Source organism: Haloarcula sp. K1 (assembly GCF_001647155.1).
GTDB classification, from domain to species: Archaea; Halobacteriota; Halobacteria; order Halobacteriales; family Haloarculaceae; genus Haloarcula; species Haloarcula hispanica.
The window spans coordinates 12,803-25,321 of record NZ_LRHL01000010.1 but is presented as its reverse complement, the minus strand read 5'-3'; the positions used below and the strand labels follow the sequence as shown (position 1 = coordinate 25,321).

At 64.4% G+C, this 12,519-nt stretch carries 15 protein-coding genes; 9 read left to right on the top strand and 6 right to left on the bottom strand.

Going from position 1 to position 12,519, the window contains the following annotated elements:
* Nucleotides 1-31 precede the first annotated feature (31 nt).
* The gene (locus tag AV929_RS03875) at nt 32-1,309 is read left to right on the top strand and encodes a tRNA pseudouridine(54/55) synthase Pus10 (protein ID WP_064287506.1); all 1,278 of its coding nucleotides are present in this window, start codon (nt 32-34) and stop codon (nt 1,307-1,309) included.
* A 58-nt stretch (nt 1,310-1,367) separates the two neighbouring features.
* A complete protein-coding gene (gene rnhB, locus AV929_RS03870) occupies nt 1,368-2,003 on the top strand; it encodes a ribonuclease HII (RefSeq protein ID WP_064287505.1) in 636 nt (211 codons plus the stop codon).
* A gap of 55 nt (nt 2,004-2,058) precedes the next feature.
* Here rnhB and AV929_RS03865 read toward each other — a convergent pair whose 3' ends face one another.
* Nucleotides 2,059-3,693 carry a preprotein translocase subunit SecD gene (locus tag AV929_RS03865; protein WP_014039449.1) on the bottom strand — a complete coding sequence of 545 codons (1,635 nt, stop codon included), beginning with the start codon at nt 3,691-3,693 and terminating at the stop codon, nt 2,059-2,061.
* Nucleotides 3,690-4,577, bottom strand: a complete 888-nt coding sequence (gene secF / locus AV929_RS03860; protein WP_014039448.1) for a protein translocase subunit SecF — start codon at nt 4,575-4,577, stop codon at nt 3,690-3,692. Before secF ends, AV929_RS03865 begins: the two co-directional genes overlap by 4 nt.
* A 101-nt stretch (nt 4,578-4,678) precedes the next feature.
* Here secF and AV929_RS03855 point away from each other — a divergent pair, with 101 nt between their 5' ends.
* Nucleotides 4,679-4,993, top strand: a complete 315-nt coding sequence (locus AV929_RS03855; RefSeq protein WP_064287504.1) for a hypothetical protein — start codon at nt 4,679-4,681, stop codon at nt 4,991-4,993.
* Nucleotides 4,994-5,019: 26 nt separating this feature from the next.
* On the opposite strand, the gene AV929_RS03850 is transcribed toward AV929_RS03855, so the two are convergent.
* Both AV929_RS03850 and AV929_RS03845 read right to left on the bottom strand, forming a co-directional pair.
* Nucleotides 5,020-5,487, bottom strand: coding sequence for a DUF5812 family protein (locus AV929_RS03850; RefSeq protein WP_064287503.1), 468 nt, complete (start codon nt 5,485-5,487; stop codon nt 5,020-5,022).
* Between the two features lie 94 nt (nt 5,488-5,581).
* Complete coding sequence (locus AV929_RS03845) at nt 5,582-6,130, bottom strand: hypothetical protein (protein ID WP_014039445.1); 549 nt, start codon at nt 6,128-6,130, stop codon at nt 5,582-5,584.
* Nucleotides 6,131-6,256: 126 nt separating this feature from the next.
* Between AV929_RS03845 and AV929_RS03840 the strand changes: the two genes are divergently transcribed.
* Genes AV929_RS03840 through AV929_RS03830 form a run of 3 tightly spaced genes read left to right on the top strand, consistent with a single transcriptional unit; the run spans nt 6,257 to nt 8,936 of the window.
* The gene (locus AV929_RS03840) at nt 6,257-7,567 is read left to right on the top strand and encodes a hypothetical protein (RefSeq protein WP_064287502.1); all 1,311 of its coding nucleotides are present in this window, start codon (nt 6,257-6,259) and stop codon (nt 7,565-7,567) included.
* A gap of 23 nt (nt 7,568-7,590) precedes the next feature.
* Nucleotides 7,591-8,733 (top strand): CPBP family intramembrane glutamic endopeptidase, encoded by a 1,143-nt coding sequence (locus tag AV929_RS03835; protein ID WP_050037512.1) that lies wholly within the window; start codon nt 7,591-7,593, stop codon nt 8,731-8,733.
* Nucleotides 8,734-8,789: 56 nt separating this feature from the next.
* Complete coding sequence (locus AV929_RS03830; protein WP_050007795.1) at nt 8,790-8,936, top strand: CopG family transcriptional regulator; 147 nt, start codon at nt 8,790-8,792, stop codon at nt 8,934-8,936.
* Here the strand turns inward: AV929_RS03830 and AV929_RS03825 are convergent.
* Together AV929_RS03825 and AV929_RS03820 are read right to left on the bottom strand one after the other, a co-directional pair.
* Entirely contained in the window at nt 8,933-9,391 is a 459-nt protein-coding gene (locus AV929_RS03825) for an NOB1 family endonuclease (RefSeq protein WP_014039441.1), read from the bottom strand. The genes AV929_RS03830 and AV929_RS03825 overlap by 4 nt on opposite strands.
* On the bottom strand, nt 9,392-9,631 hold the full coding sequence (locus tag AV929_RS03820; RefSeq protein ID WP_004518435.1) for a PRC-barrel domain-containing protein: 240 nt from the start codon (nt 9,629-9,631) through the stop codon (nt 9,392-9,394). It abuts the gene before it with no gap.
* A gap of 176 nt (nt 9,632-9,807) precedes the next feature.
* Here AV929_RS03820 and AV929_RS03815 point away from each other — a divergent pair, with 176 nt between their 5' ends.
* The 3 genes from AV929_RS03815 (at nt 9,808) to AV929_RS03805 (ending at nt 12,500) form a co-directional block, all read left to right on the top strand.
* Nucleotides 9,808-10,335 (top strand): plastocyanin/azurin family copper-binding protein, encoded by a 528-nt coding sequence (locus tag AV929_RS03815; protein ID WP_050037511.1) that lies wholly within the window; start codon nt 9,808-9,810, stop codon nt 10,333-10,335.
* A 94-nt stretch (nt 10,336-10,429) separates the two neighbouring features.
* Nucleotides 10,430-12,235, top strand: coding sequence for a translation initiation factor IF-2 (gene infB, locus AV929_RS03810; RefSeq protein WP_058990875.1), 1,806 nt, complete (start codon nt 10,430-10,432; stop codon nt 12,233-12,235).
* 70 nt (nt 12,236-12,305) lie between these two features.
* The gene (locus AV929_RS03805; protein ID WP_050037510.1) at nt 12,306-12,500 is read left to right on the top strand and encodes a hypothetical protein; all 195 of its coding nucleotides are present in this window, start codon (nt 12,306-12,308) and stop codon (nt 12,498-12,500) included.
* The last annotated feature ends 19 nt before the right edge of the window (nt 12,501-12,519 follow it).

Genomic DNA, 12,519 nt, shown 5'->3' with positions numbered 1-12,519 from the left:
CAGTTACGGTGGCGACGCGTCGGCTCAGGCAATGAGCATACTTGAGGACGCCCGTGCGGCGCTTGCCACCGGGCCGCTGTGTGATTCCTGTCTCGGCCGACTCTTCGCCGACCGGAGTTTCGGGCTGGCCAACGCCGAACGGGGCCACGCCCTGCGGGTGACGGTTGCGCTCGCAGACGACGACCCCTTCGAGGCGGGCGAGGACTGCTGGGTCTGTGAAAACGAATGCGACCGCTTCGACTGGTGGGCCGAACAGGCCGCGAGCGCCGTCCGCGGCTACGAGTTCGACACCTACCAGGTCGGGACGAAGGTGCCGCCACTACTCGAAGAGAACGACGAGCTGCTCCGGGAAGACATCGGGCTAGACCCCGACGCCGGCGAAGCGCTGAAGACCGAACTCAACCGCGAGGTCGGAAAACGGATCGGCGACCTGACCGGTGCGGAGGTCGAGTTCGGCCGTCCGGCGGTCCAGCTTACGCTCGACCTCGCAACGGACGAGGTAGAAACGCACGTCAACTCGGCGTTCATCTACGGCCGCTACCGCAAGCTCGAACGCGATATTCCCCAGACGAAGTGGCCCTGCAACGACTGCAACGGGACCGGACTGTGGCAGGGCGAGCCCTGCGACGGCTGTGGCGGCAGCGGCTACCGCTACGACGAGAGCGTCGAGCAACTGTCCGCGCCCGTCGTCCGCGAGGCGATGGACGGCGAGGAGGCCGTGTTCCACGGCGCCGGCCGCGAGGACGTCGACGCCCGGATGCTCGATTCGGGCCGCCCGTTCGTCATCGAGGTGATGGAACCCCGCAAGCGCGACGTGGACGCCGACGAACTCGAAGCCGACATCAACGCCTTCGCCGATGGGAAGGTCGAGGTGACGGACCTCCACCCGGCGACCCACGAGATGGTCGAGCGCGTCAAGGAACTGGACGCCTCGAAGACCTACCGGATGGACGTGGAGTTCGGCGATGCGGTCGACGCCGAGGCCCTACAGGACGCACTGGTGGAACTGGACGGTGCGACCATCCAGCAGGAGACGCCCCAGCGGGTCACCCACCGCCGGGCCGACATCACCCGGACGCGGACGGTGTACGACGCCGAGGGCGAACTGACCGACGACCGCCACGCCGAACTCCGCATCCACGGCGAGGGCGGCCTGTACGTGAAGGAACTCGTCTCCAGCGACGAGGACCGCACGGAGCCGAGCCTGGCCGGCCTGCTAGACACCGACGCCGTGGTGACGGCGCTCGACGTAATCGACGTGCAGGGCGAGGACGAACCGTTCGCGAAAGACGAGTTCCTCAAAGAGTAGCTCGCTGGACTGCCGTCCAACCGGAACCTGTTTTTACACCGGCGTCGACGTGCCAGCCATGCGATTCGGCGTCGACGAGGCCGGGAAAGGACCGGTTCTTGGGTCGATGTTCGCCGCCGCTGTCCGGGCCGACCCGGCGGCTCTACCCGATGGTGTCGGCGACTCGAAGGACATCAGGCCGGAGCGCCGCGAGCGACTGGCCGGCGACATCCGCGAGTCGGCCGACGCTGTCGGTATCGCCGAGATTCCGGTCGGACGGATCGACGCTGACGGGACGGACATGAACACGCTGACCGTCGACGGGCAGGCAGAGGCGCTATCGGCAGTAGCCCGAGACGGTCTATCGGGCACAGTCGACGCCGGCGACACCGACGCGGCGCGGTTCGGTCGTCGGGTCGCGGACGCGGTCGACACCGACGTGGCTGTAACCGCGGAACATGGAGCCGACGAGACGGACTCGCTAGTCGGTGCGGCCTCAATTATTGCGAAGGTCGCCCGCGACACACACGTCGCGGACCTAGCCGAGGAGTACGGCGATGTGGGGTCGGGCTACCCCAGCGACCCGACGACGCGGGCGTTCCTGGCGGACTACGTCGACCGCCACAGCGAGCTACCGGCGTGTGCTCGCCGCTCGTGGTCGACGTGTGACGACGTGCTGGCGGCGGCAGAACAGGCGTCGCTGGGCGACTTTTGAACGGGAACAGTTCGACAGCGAACGTGGGGTGTGTCAGTCAGAAAGCAAGAGCCGCTCAGTCCTCGTCCAGCACGAGGTTTCGCAGGATATCACCGTAGGCCGGGCGCGTCACGAGTACGCCGATGAGGACGCCCACGATGGTGATAATGGCGAACCCGGAAAGGTCCCCGAGTGGTAGGACCATCAGCGGACTCATCGCCATGATGGTCGTCGCCGCGGCCGCGCCGATGACCCAGAACGCCTTGCGGAAGCGGCTCTGGAACACGCGTCCCGTCTCGACCTCTCCCTGCTGGAGAATCTCGTCAGCGATGATAATGAGGTCGTCCACCCCCGTGCCGATAACCGCAATGAACCCGGCCAGATGCGAGAGGTTCAGCGGATACTGGACGAAGGCGACGAACCCGAGGAGGATGAACACCTCCGACAGCGCCGTGACGACCATCGGGACGACGACCTCAACCCGTTTGTATCGCACGTAGACCACGAGACTGACTGCGAGGACAGCCAGCAATCCGGTCAACAGCGAATTCTGCTTGAACCGCTCTGCAAGCGCCGGGTCGAGCGACGAGCCGGAGTCTTCAGAGAGGTCGAGCGGCGCCGGAAGCTGTCCAGCACGAAGGTTCAGCTCGATTTTATTGGCCGTCTCAGCGGGGTTTTCCGAGCTTCCAGTTTGCATCACGTACACAGGGTCGTTGGCGAACTCGCCACTGGCGAAGCTCTCGCCGAGGCCCGGCGTCACACCCCGGGCTGTGACAACCTCACCGTTTAACGTATGGACCAGACAGCCAGGTTCGTCGTTTGCGAGTGCTGGGTCTGCCGACCCACCGGCAGTCGTTTGCTGAATATCCGAATGGTTGTAGTTTCCACACGGAGCCCCGTCGCCGAACCCGGCATCGACCATTCGTTGTGAGAACTCGTCGGCGGCATCCGGGCTGACTGTGATGTACACAGCCCAACCGACGCCTTCCCTGTCCGCAGCCGAGATATCACTCATCTGAGACCGCTTGAGCACTTCTTCGCGGACGAAGGTCCCGTTTTCACCGCCGGGATACACGGCATATATTTTGACGGTCCCGCGCTCGTTCAGCAGGTCGACGAGCTCTTCTCGGTCCCGGTCTGGGGCAGTAATACTGACGAAGTGTTGGCCACCGGGAACGTTGACGATCTGGACTGACGCACCGCTGAGCGCTGAGGTACGGAGTTTCTCGTCAACAGCTTCGACCATCTGTTGACGCGTCTCCGGGGTCACGCCGTCACGTACGGTAGTCGGCTGATACCCGTTGTTCTCGAGTGCCGTTCGGAGTTCTTGATGCGTGACGTTCTTTGTAACGACCTCCACAGCCCCCGTGCTTCGCTCGGAGGTGATAGGTCGGACTCGGACGTCTACCGTGTCGAGGTCAAGTTCGTCGGCCACTGTTTGCTCAAGCTGTGTCGAATCCGCCTGTGTCACGTTGACGTTCTCGGCAGTGATGCCGACGATAGGGGCGCGAAGTCGGGTTCCGCCACTGAGCTGAATACCGTAGTTGAGGTTTGTCAACTGTTCGGCTTCGCCCGCTTCTGGGGCAGATTCGTCGGTCGGTCCATCGGCACTCGTTCCCGGCGGGACACCGGGAACGAATAGCGCGATAGCACTGGTCAGGAGAAGCACGACCAGTAGAGCGACTCGCCAATTTTCTCGAAGAGTACTCATCGGTTTACCCCCTCATATTTGTACCAGCGAAGCAGCGTAACGTTGAGTAAATACGTATTCATTAGGTCTGCCGTCAGTCCGAGAACCAGTATCAGACCGATATCGGCCATCAGGCCAATCCCGAATAGTGTCGCTGTGACCGCCATCACGGTCATCGCTGCAATAGACGTTAATGTCATCGTCACACCGGTTCGCATCGCACGGTACGTCGATTCGTAAAACCCGCCTGAACGTCTGAGAACATGGTTATTCAACAGAATATCCGAGTCGACAGAGTACCCGATCAGCATGAGGAACGCTGCGACGATTCCCAGTGAAAGCTTGATTCCAAGGAGGTTCATTATCGCGAGCGGAATCATGATGTCGGAAAACGCCGAAATAACAATGGCGATACTCGGGACGAATGTACGGAAGAAGGCGAAGGCGAGCAGGCTCATCCCGAGGAACGCAACTCCGACACCGATGACTGCGAGACGCTGGTTTTGCCCGCCAAACAGCGGCGATGTCGTTCCGCTCCCCAACAGCGTCAGTTCCTCTGCCGACTGGGCAGCGGACCGAACCGAAGACACGTTGGCCGAATTATCGAACGTGACGACATATTGATTCTCGTAGGTGGATTCCGAAGTCGTCGTGATACCCTGCACCGAAACAACCGGCTCATCGAATGTGGCTTTGATGTCTTCGTTTGTGAGCGTCGCGTTTGTCCCTATCGTTAATTCCGTCCCGCCAGTAAAGTCGATGCCCCGGTCGACTGGTGCCCCGGTGACAGCCCACCAGCCACCGATGACCGCGAGCGAGAGCGCAAGCACCACCAGCGGAACCGCCACCAGCTGGCGGTTCGAATACTGGGTGTAATCGACTTCCGGGACCTCGAACTCGAACATGACGGAACGGTGTGAGACGGGGGCGAATAAGCCTTCTCAATCACTGCCGCTGACATCCGCCGTGCCGTACATCTATGGCAGTTTATCACGTATATCCGACTATGCCCGAGAGCGCAACCAGGGTCGAACTCTCCTATCCGGCGGACCTCAGCGGCTGGGGTCGCGACAAAATCGACGGCTCGCCGTTCCGCGCGTACCTCCGGAAGACACACGACACCGCCGCGCCGGGCGACGTGTGGACAGAGTTTGTCGGCGTTGGCTGCTGTGGCGACACGCTGGACTTCCCGCTCCAGGTCGAATCCGTCGACGGCGGCTCCGCGGTGACCGAAGACACCGCGTTCGTCTACACCGAGCGCGAGGCCTGCGGAATCGCCGGCGGCTGGCAGGTCCAGAGCGCCGCCGGACCGACCGAATAGGAAACTGGAGCGGACGAGAGAACGCGTCAGTCCGGCAGGTAGCGCACACTGACGACGCCCTCTGCCGTCCGAACCTCGACGCGGTCGACGCCGAGCCTGGCCGCCCGCGAGAGGGTGGCCTCGTCGTCGACGACATCCGCCGCCGCCTCGTCCGTCTCGTCGTCCGGAACCGTCAGGACGTGAACCTCGCCCTCGCCGGCGCGTTCGACCGTCGTTAGCTCGCCGGGGGCCTGTTCGGCCGCGATTTCGGTCGTCTGCGCCGTCGGCGCGAGGTCGACCGTCTCGACGGGAATGCGTCGCCGCTCGGCGACTTCAGTGACGGTGTACGTGACCTCCATCGGCGGCTCCGGCTCGACTGTCCCCTCCACGACCTCGCCGGCCTCGACGCCGGGGTTGTCCGACAGTGTCAGCACTTGCGAGTCCGCGACGTTCCGAAGCGTCGCCGACGCGTCATCAGCATTCGTGACCAGAAATGTCCCTTCAATGGCTGTCATAGAGATACGTTCGGCACGGGCGTTCTTGCCCGTTTCGACCCGGGGACGGTGTGTCGTATCACTTCGGAGGAGTGGGTGCTGTGGGCCGGCAGCGCTACTTCAGCAGCCGGTGGGTCAGATAGATCACCAGCGTCGCGAGCAGCGGCGGGGCCAGGCCCGCAAGCGGGGGCAGCGAGTAGAAGAACCCGACGACGGCGCTCTGTGTCGGCTCGCGAAGTTCCGCCGGCGCTGAGGTCAACAGCGCGAGGTATATCGACCCGATGAACAGGAACGCCGAGAGCGCGAGGGCGCGGTCGTAGGCGACCGAGGACGCGGTCCGTCGGTGGCGGCGCGCGACGGAGAGCACTGGGGCCAGCAGCGGCGCGACCAGCAACAGTCCGATGAACAGGAAGAAGCTCCGCGAAAAGGTGAACGTGCCGCCGCGGACGCTCCCGGTTTCGGCGAGTTGCGTTATCAGTCCGAACGAGAACACGAGCGTAATCGCCACAGACAGCAACAGCGCAACCGGGACGTAGGCTTTGAACAGCAGCGAGTCGCTGGCCCGGAACGCGTATGGGAACGCACCCGGCAGGCCGTTGTACGGTTCGGGCCGGTCGTCGTCGGCGTCGGCTGTGACGGACTGCTCTGCCGTCGCGTCTGTCATGCCGATGGGTTAGGCGAGCGCGTGGTTAAGCGCGGTGTTGTCCGACCGGCGGTGAGAGCGGACCCGCGTCCGCTACCCACCGCCTCCTTCGGGAGTTGTTTGTACCCGCCCGTCGACACCCCGAGTATGCACGTCGATATCGGAGCCGCGCTTGCCAGTGCCGCCGACCCGGGCGTCGAGCGGGCGACACTTGACGACCTGGACGAGCGGGTGGCCGCGGCCCACGAGCGAATCGAGCAGGGACGGGAGGAGGGCGAGTTCGGCTACGCGTCGCTGAACCTCCCCGAAGCAACCGACGCCGAGACCATCCGCGACGCCGTCGCGCCAGTCGCCGACGCCGAGTCAGTCATCACCGTCGGTATCGGTGGCTCCGCGCTGGGGGCGAAAACCATCACGGAGGCACTGGCAGAGGACCCGGGCAGTCACGTCGTGCTGGACAACGTCGACCCGGAGCACGTCCGGCGGACGCTCGACGGCCTCTCCCTCGCCGACACAGCCATCAACGTCGTCTCGCGTTCTGGGACGACGGCGGAGACGCTGGCGAACTTCCTCGTCGTCCGCGAGGCCTACGAGGACCGGGGCGTCGACTGGACCGAGCGCATCGTCGTGACCACGGGCGAGTCCGGCCCGCTCCGGGCGCTCGCTGACCAGCACGACCTGCCGACGCTGCCGGTCCCCGAGGGCGTCCCCGGCCGCTTCAGCGCGCTCTCGGCGGTCGGGCTCGTCCCGCCAGCCATCCTCGGCATCGACATCGAGGGGCTGCTTGCCGGCGGTCAGCAGGCGGCTGACGACCTCGCGCCGTCGCTGTATGACTCGCCGGCCTACGCCTACGGCGCGATGGCCTACGCACTCGAAGAGGAGGGCACGAAAGTCAACGCATTCATGCCCTACGCCGAGCGGCTGGAGTCCTTCGGCGAGTGGTTCGCACAGCTCTGGGCCGAGAGCCTGGGCAAGGACGGGCGGGGCCAGACGCCGGCGCGGGCGCTGGGCGCGACCGACCAGCACTCCCAGCTCCAGCTGTACCGCGCCGGCCACCGCGACAAGGTCGTCACGTTCGTCCGACCGCGCGAGCGCGCCGACGTGGCGATTCCCGACCCGGACCACGATGACCTCTCGTATCTCGCCGGAACCGACCTCGGCGGCCTCATCGACGCCGAGTACGAAGCGACGGTGGCGAGCCTGCCGGCGGCTGACCGGCCGGCGCTGGAAGTAGAGATCGACCGACTCGACGCAGAGAGCGTCGGCGAACTGCTGTACGCGATGGAGGCGGCCTGCGTCCTCGTCGGCGAACTCGCGGACGTGGAGACATTCACCCAGCCGGCCGTCGAGTGGGGCAAAAACGCCACGCGGGCGCTCATCCGCGGCGAAACGACGGACGAGACAGCGGTTATCGACGAGCGCGAGCGGCTGCGGATCGGCGAAACGGAGTCCCTTTAGGCCGGCGCAACGGACTGCCGATAATGGACGACACTGCCGCGAACTGGGGTGTTCTCGCCGCTGGCCTCGGTCTCGTCGTACTCGTCGCCACGGAAACCGGCGTCGTTAGCTGGATGACACCGGCGACGACGGTCGGCCCGGTCACCGCCCGACAGATAGCCGTCGCCGGCTTCGTCGTCGCGGCGCTCGCCTTCTCACTCGTCCGTCACGGCGCACTCGACCGCCGACAGGCGGGCCTGGGCGCGACGGGCGCAAGCGTCGTCGCAACGCTCGCGACGCTCGTCGCCTTCTTCGGACCGGAGTTCCGTACCGGCGTCGAAGCGACCGTCGGAATCGCCGTGTATCTCACGGTGCTGGCCGGCTGCGTGACGATTGCGCTGGGTTGGGCGCTGGCGTCCGACGTGCCGAACGACCGGCTGTACACGGTCGCCAGAGCGCTCTCGGTCGCGACAGGAATCGGGCTGGCCGGCTTCCTCGTGGGCACGCTGTTCGCCCAGTTCGTCGTGCTCGGAGCCGCGGCCGCAGGGCTTGTCAGCGCCGCGGCGCTCGACGGCGGAACCGTCACCGGCCCAGTGTACATCACGCTCACTATCGGTATCGGCGTCGGTTTCGTTGGTTTCGGGGCGGCCGTCGCCAACCGGCTAGACCGGACCTGGGCTGATCTCGATTTGCGGCGACCCAGTCTCCGCGACGTTGGCTACGGCGTCGGCGGCGTCGTCGTCCTCATGGTCGCGCTGTTTGGCTTCAGTTACCTCATTCAGGCGCTCGGACTCGAAGCGGCTCGGAGCAGCGTCGAAGAGCTAGCCAACAGAGACCCGTCGTTCCTGCTTGTGATGGTGCCGCTGGCGTTTCTCACTATCGCGCCGAGCGAGGAGTTCATCTACCGAAACATCATCCAGAAGTACCTCTACGACGATTTCAGTGATCTGCAGGCGATTATACTCACGAGCGCCGTCTTCGGCGTCGTCCACTTCGGACAGTACGCCGCTGGCACGCCGACACAGACCGCCCTCTCGCTGTTACTGGTGTTCGTCCTGTCGACGCTGCTGGGCCTCAGCTATCTCAAGACCGAGAACCTGCTCGTCCCGATCTTCATCCACGGGGCGTTCAACGCCATCCAGTTTCTCACATTGTACATCGAGATTACAGGAAATCCGGCAGTTTGAGCCGTCTGACTGCTGTCTGACGGGTATTTATGCGAACTACCGTTGTAGGCGATGGCATGGCTCGGCGGTTCACCATCGTCTGTGATGACGACCAAGCGCGGATCATCGAAACGCTTGCGCGGCGCTACGGCATCACAGAGGAGGAAGTGCTTTCACAGTTGGTCGAGCTCGGACTCGAAGCCCGGGACGAACAGACCGTCTAAGCCGGGTTCTTCCGCGATAGTGAGCTGCCACAGATGGGACAGCGGTCGCGGTTCTCGTCGAACTCACGGCCGCAGCCGGCACACTGGAACAGCCAGTCCCGCTGTTCGGTGATACCGTCGCGGGCGATTACCTCGACGCTCACGTCGAGTTTCTCCGCGACGTTCTGCATCGCGTAGTCGTCTGTGACGAGTCGACTGTCGAGTTCGAACGCGGCCGCGATCAGCCGGATGTCGGTTTCCGAGAGTTCCGCGAGGTCACCGGTTTCGCTGGCAGCGCGCTCGATGCGCTCGACGGTGTTGTCCTCGGGAATGTGGAGGTGCATGCCCGAGCCTTCGAGGGCGTCGAAGCGATAGGCGGCCTCGTCTTCCAGTTCCTCTCTGACGAGCGGAATCGTTGCGATCTGCTCGTCGGTGTGATACTCGTTGATAAATGCCGAGGAGTCAAGAACGTACATCTAGCGTTTGACGATCATGTGGTCTTTCACCGCCTTGACCCGCTCAACCGGGACAAGCAGGCGGCCCTGGTCACTGTACTCGAAGTTCGTGTTGCGGAGCGACTCCGCAGGGTCAATAACGAGGTTGTGCAGCGCGCCCGACGAAAAGTCCATCGTGATGTTGTAGAGACTGCCGATCTCCGCGCCGTCAGTCCCCATCACGTCTTTCCCCGACAGGTTTTCTGCGAGTATTGCAGCCATACCCCCTTGTTCCGAACGAGGTTACATAAACGCCACGGGGATGTCCGACAGGTGAGCGGCGATGGGGACGGATGGATACCAGTATCGGCGGCCATGGTGCCGTCCTCGACCGTCCCACGCCCCGGAACATCTACAGCGAGCCACAACCCTATGCGAGAGGCGGCCGATGGGGACGTATGGACAGTAACAGGCGGCAGTTTCTCGGGGGCCTCGCGGCCGCCGTCATCGGTACCGTGGCAGGCTGTAGTGGCGACGGAACACCGTCACCGACAGCCACCGCCACAGAAGTGCCGACTCGAACTGCGACGGCAACTGAAACGGCGACACCGACTCCGACTGAGTCGCCGACACCGACTGCTACGGCCGCCCCGACCGAGACAGCGACGCCCACGCCGACCGGAACGCCGGTGGACGCCGACCAGGAAGTCGCCGTCGCGCCGGGAAGCTTCAGTTTCGATCCGGAAACCTTCGAGGTCCCGGCCGGTAGCACCGTTCTGTGGGTCTGGAAGGCCGGCGGCCACAACGTCAAACCGACCGCGACGCCGGAAGACAGCGACTGGTCGGGGACGCCCGGCGACGATGGGACGACGTACAGTTCGGGCTACGAGTACGCCTATCGGTTCGAGGTCCCCGGCGAGTACGAGTACCACTGCGTCCCCCACCAGAGCGTCGGCATGACGGGGTCGTTCACTGTAACCGAGTGACACCCGCTTAGCCCTACGTTCGGTCGCGCGCGTCTGATGACGACGAACTTAACTGCCACCGACGACTCGGTTCTGACAACTTCTGGAGCCATCTATGTCTGACACGGACCCCACCACAGCCACCGACGACACCCTGCGGACGCCCATCGTCGCCGTTTTGGGCCACGTCGACCACGGGAAGACGAGCCTGCTCGACAAGATCCGCGGTTCGGCCGTCACCGCCGGCGAATCGGGCGCGATTACGCAGCACATCGGCGCGACAGCCGTCCCACTGGACGTGATTTCCGAAATCGCCGGTGACCTGGTCGACCCGACTGACTTCGACCTGCCCGGCCTGCTGTTCATCGACACACCGGGCCACCACTCCTTCTCGACGCTTCGCTCCCGGGGCGGCGCGCTCGCCGACATTGCCATCCTCGTCGTCGACGTCAACGACGGCTTCCAGCCACAGACGCTGGAGGCCATCGACATCCTCAAGCGAACCCAGACGCCGTTTATCGTCGCCGCGAACAAGATTGACACCGTCCCCGGCTGGAACCCCAACGAGGGACAGCCGGTCCAGCAGACGATGGACGCCCAGTCCGACCGCGTCCAGTCCGACCTCAACGAGAAGCTGTACGAGATCATCGGCGAACTCTCGGACAACGGCTTCTCCGCGGATATGTACTGGCGGGTCCAGAACTTCCAGGCTAACATCGGCGTCGTGCCGGTCTCGGCCGAAACCAGCGAGGGCATCCCCGACCTGCTGACGGTGATGATGGGGCTGTCCCAGCGGTACATGAAAGAGGAGATGGAGATCGACACCAGCGGTCCCGGTGTCGGGACCGTCCTCGAAGTGAAAGACACCCAGGGCTTCGGGACGACGCTCGACGCCATCATCTACGACGGGACCATCCGCAACGACGACACCATCGTGGTCGGCGGCCTTCAAGGGCCAATTGTCACTGACGTCCGCGCGCTGCTCCGGCCACGCCCGCTCGAAGAGATACGGACCGAACAGGAGTTCGAGCAGGTCGAGCAGGTCGCCGCCGCCGACGGCGTCAAGATCGCCGCGCCGGACCTCGGCGACGCGATGGCCGGTGCGCCGATCCGCGTCATCCGCGACCGCGACCGCAGCGAGGTCATCGCCGAGGTGGAGGAGGAACTCGCCGAGATCGAGGTGACGACCCAAGAAGAGGGGGTCGTCATCAAGGCCGACACGCTGGGCTCGCTGGAGGCGCTTTCAAGCACCCTCGAAGAGGAAGAGATCCCCGTCATGCGCGCCGAGGTCGGCGCGGTCGCACCGCGGGACGTGCGAGTCGCCGAAACGGCCGGCGAGCCGACCAATCAGGCGATTCTGGCGTTCAGCGTCGAGGTGCTCGACGACGCGCGGGACCTCGCCGAACAGGAGGACGTGGAGCTGTTCGAGGACGACGTCATCTACCAGCTCGTCGAGTCCTACGACGACCACGTCACCGCCATCGAGGAGGCCCAGCAGGAGCAGATTCTGGAGAACATCACCCGCCCGGCGAAGTTCCGGATTCTGCAGGACCACACCTTCCGCCAGTCCGACCCCGCCGTCGTCGGCGTCGAAATCCTCTCCGGTGAACTCCGTCGGAACGTCAACGTCGTCAGGTGGGAGAACGGCGAGGCAAACCGCGTCGGGACCCTCAAAACGATTCAGGACGAGGGCGAAGACGTCGACTCGGCTCGCGCCGGCGAGCGCATGGCCGTCTCCATTCAGGGGCCGACCGTCGGCCGCCAGGTCGAGGAAGGCGACGACCTCTGGGTCGAAATCCCCGAAAAGCACGCAAAGATTCTCGAACAGGAACTCAAGGAAGACATCTCCGTCGACGAACGCGAGGCGCTGTCGATGTATCTGGAGAAACACCGGAATCGCGACCCCTTCTGGGGCAAATAGGCGGTACTCGGTGCGCTGTTTGCGCGAGTAATAATATTTAATTAGAAGGCGTGTCTCCATACAGACACGAATGCCTGGGTCCCTGTCGATGCCTGACCTCGTGCTTGCCAGCATCGCCCTCTCGATGCTACTGGCGTCGCTCGGTGCCGTGGTTACTTCGCTTAGTTTCGTCACGGCGCTGAGTGCCGGCAGCCTCCCGGCGACCGGCTCCATCGGCTACGCGCTGTTTTATGACCCGCCGGTCACCAGCGGCGGTCGGGCTTGATATCAGCGACTACGCGTCA

Coding starts and splice junctions, on each gene's coding strand:
- AV929_RS03875 (WP_064287506.1), top strand. CDS start 32: ATGAGCATACTTGAGGACGCCCGTGCGGCGCTTGCCACCGGGCCGCTG.
- rnhB (WP_064287505.1), top strand. CDS start 1,368: ATGCGATTCGGCGTCGACGAGGCCGGGAAAGGACCGGTTCTTGGGTCG.
- AV929_RS03865 (WP_014039449.1), bottom strand. CDS start 3,693: ATGAGTACTCTTCGAGAAAATTGGCGAGTCGCTCTACTGGTCGTGCTT.
- secF (WP_014039448.1), bottom strand. CDS start 4,577: ATGTTCGAGTTCGAGGTCCCGGAAGTCGATTACACCCAGTATTCGAAC.
- AV929_RS03855 (WP_064287504.1), top strand. CDS start 4,679: ATGCCCGAGAGCGCAACCAGGGTCGAACTCTCCTATCCGGCGGACCTC.
- AV929_RS03850 (WP_064287503.1), bottom strand. CDS start 5,487: ATGACAGCCATTGAAGGGACATTTCTGGTCACGAATGCTGATGACGCG.
- AV929_RS03845 (WP_014039445.1), bottom strand. CDS start 6,130: ATGACAGACGCGACGGCAGAGCAGTCCGTCACAGCCGACGCCGACGAC.
- AV929_RS03840 (WP_064287502.1), top strand. CDS start 6,257: ATGCACGTCGATATCGGAGCCGCGCTTGCCAGTGCCGCCGACCCGGGC.
- AV929_RS03835 (WP_050037512.1), top strand. CDS start 7,591: ATGGACGACACTGCCGCGAACTGGGGTGTTCTCGCCGCTGGCCTCGGT.
- AV929_RS03830 (WP_050007795.1), top strand. CDS start 8,790: ATGGCTCGGCGGTTCACCATCGTCTGTGATGACGACCAAGCGCGGATC.
- AV929_RS03825 (WP_014039441.1), bottom strand. CDS start 9,391: ATGTACGTTCTTGACTCCTCGGCATTTATCAACGAGTATCACACCGAC.
- AV929_RS03820 (WP_004518435.1), bottom strand. CDS start 9,631: ATGGCTGCAATACTCGCAGAAAACCTGTCGGGGAAAGACGTGATGGGG.
- AV929_RS03815 (WP_050037511.1), top strand. CDS start 9,808: ATGGACAGTAACAGGCGGCAGTTTCTCGGGGGCCTCGCGGCCGCCGTC.
- infB (WP_058990875.1), top strand. CDS start 10,430: ATGTCTGACACGGACCCCACCACAGCCACCGACGACACCCTGCGGACG.
- AV929_RS03805 (WP_050037510.1), top strand. CDS start 12,306: ATGCCTGGGTCCCTGTCGATGCCTGACCTCGTGCTTGCCAGCATCGCC.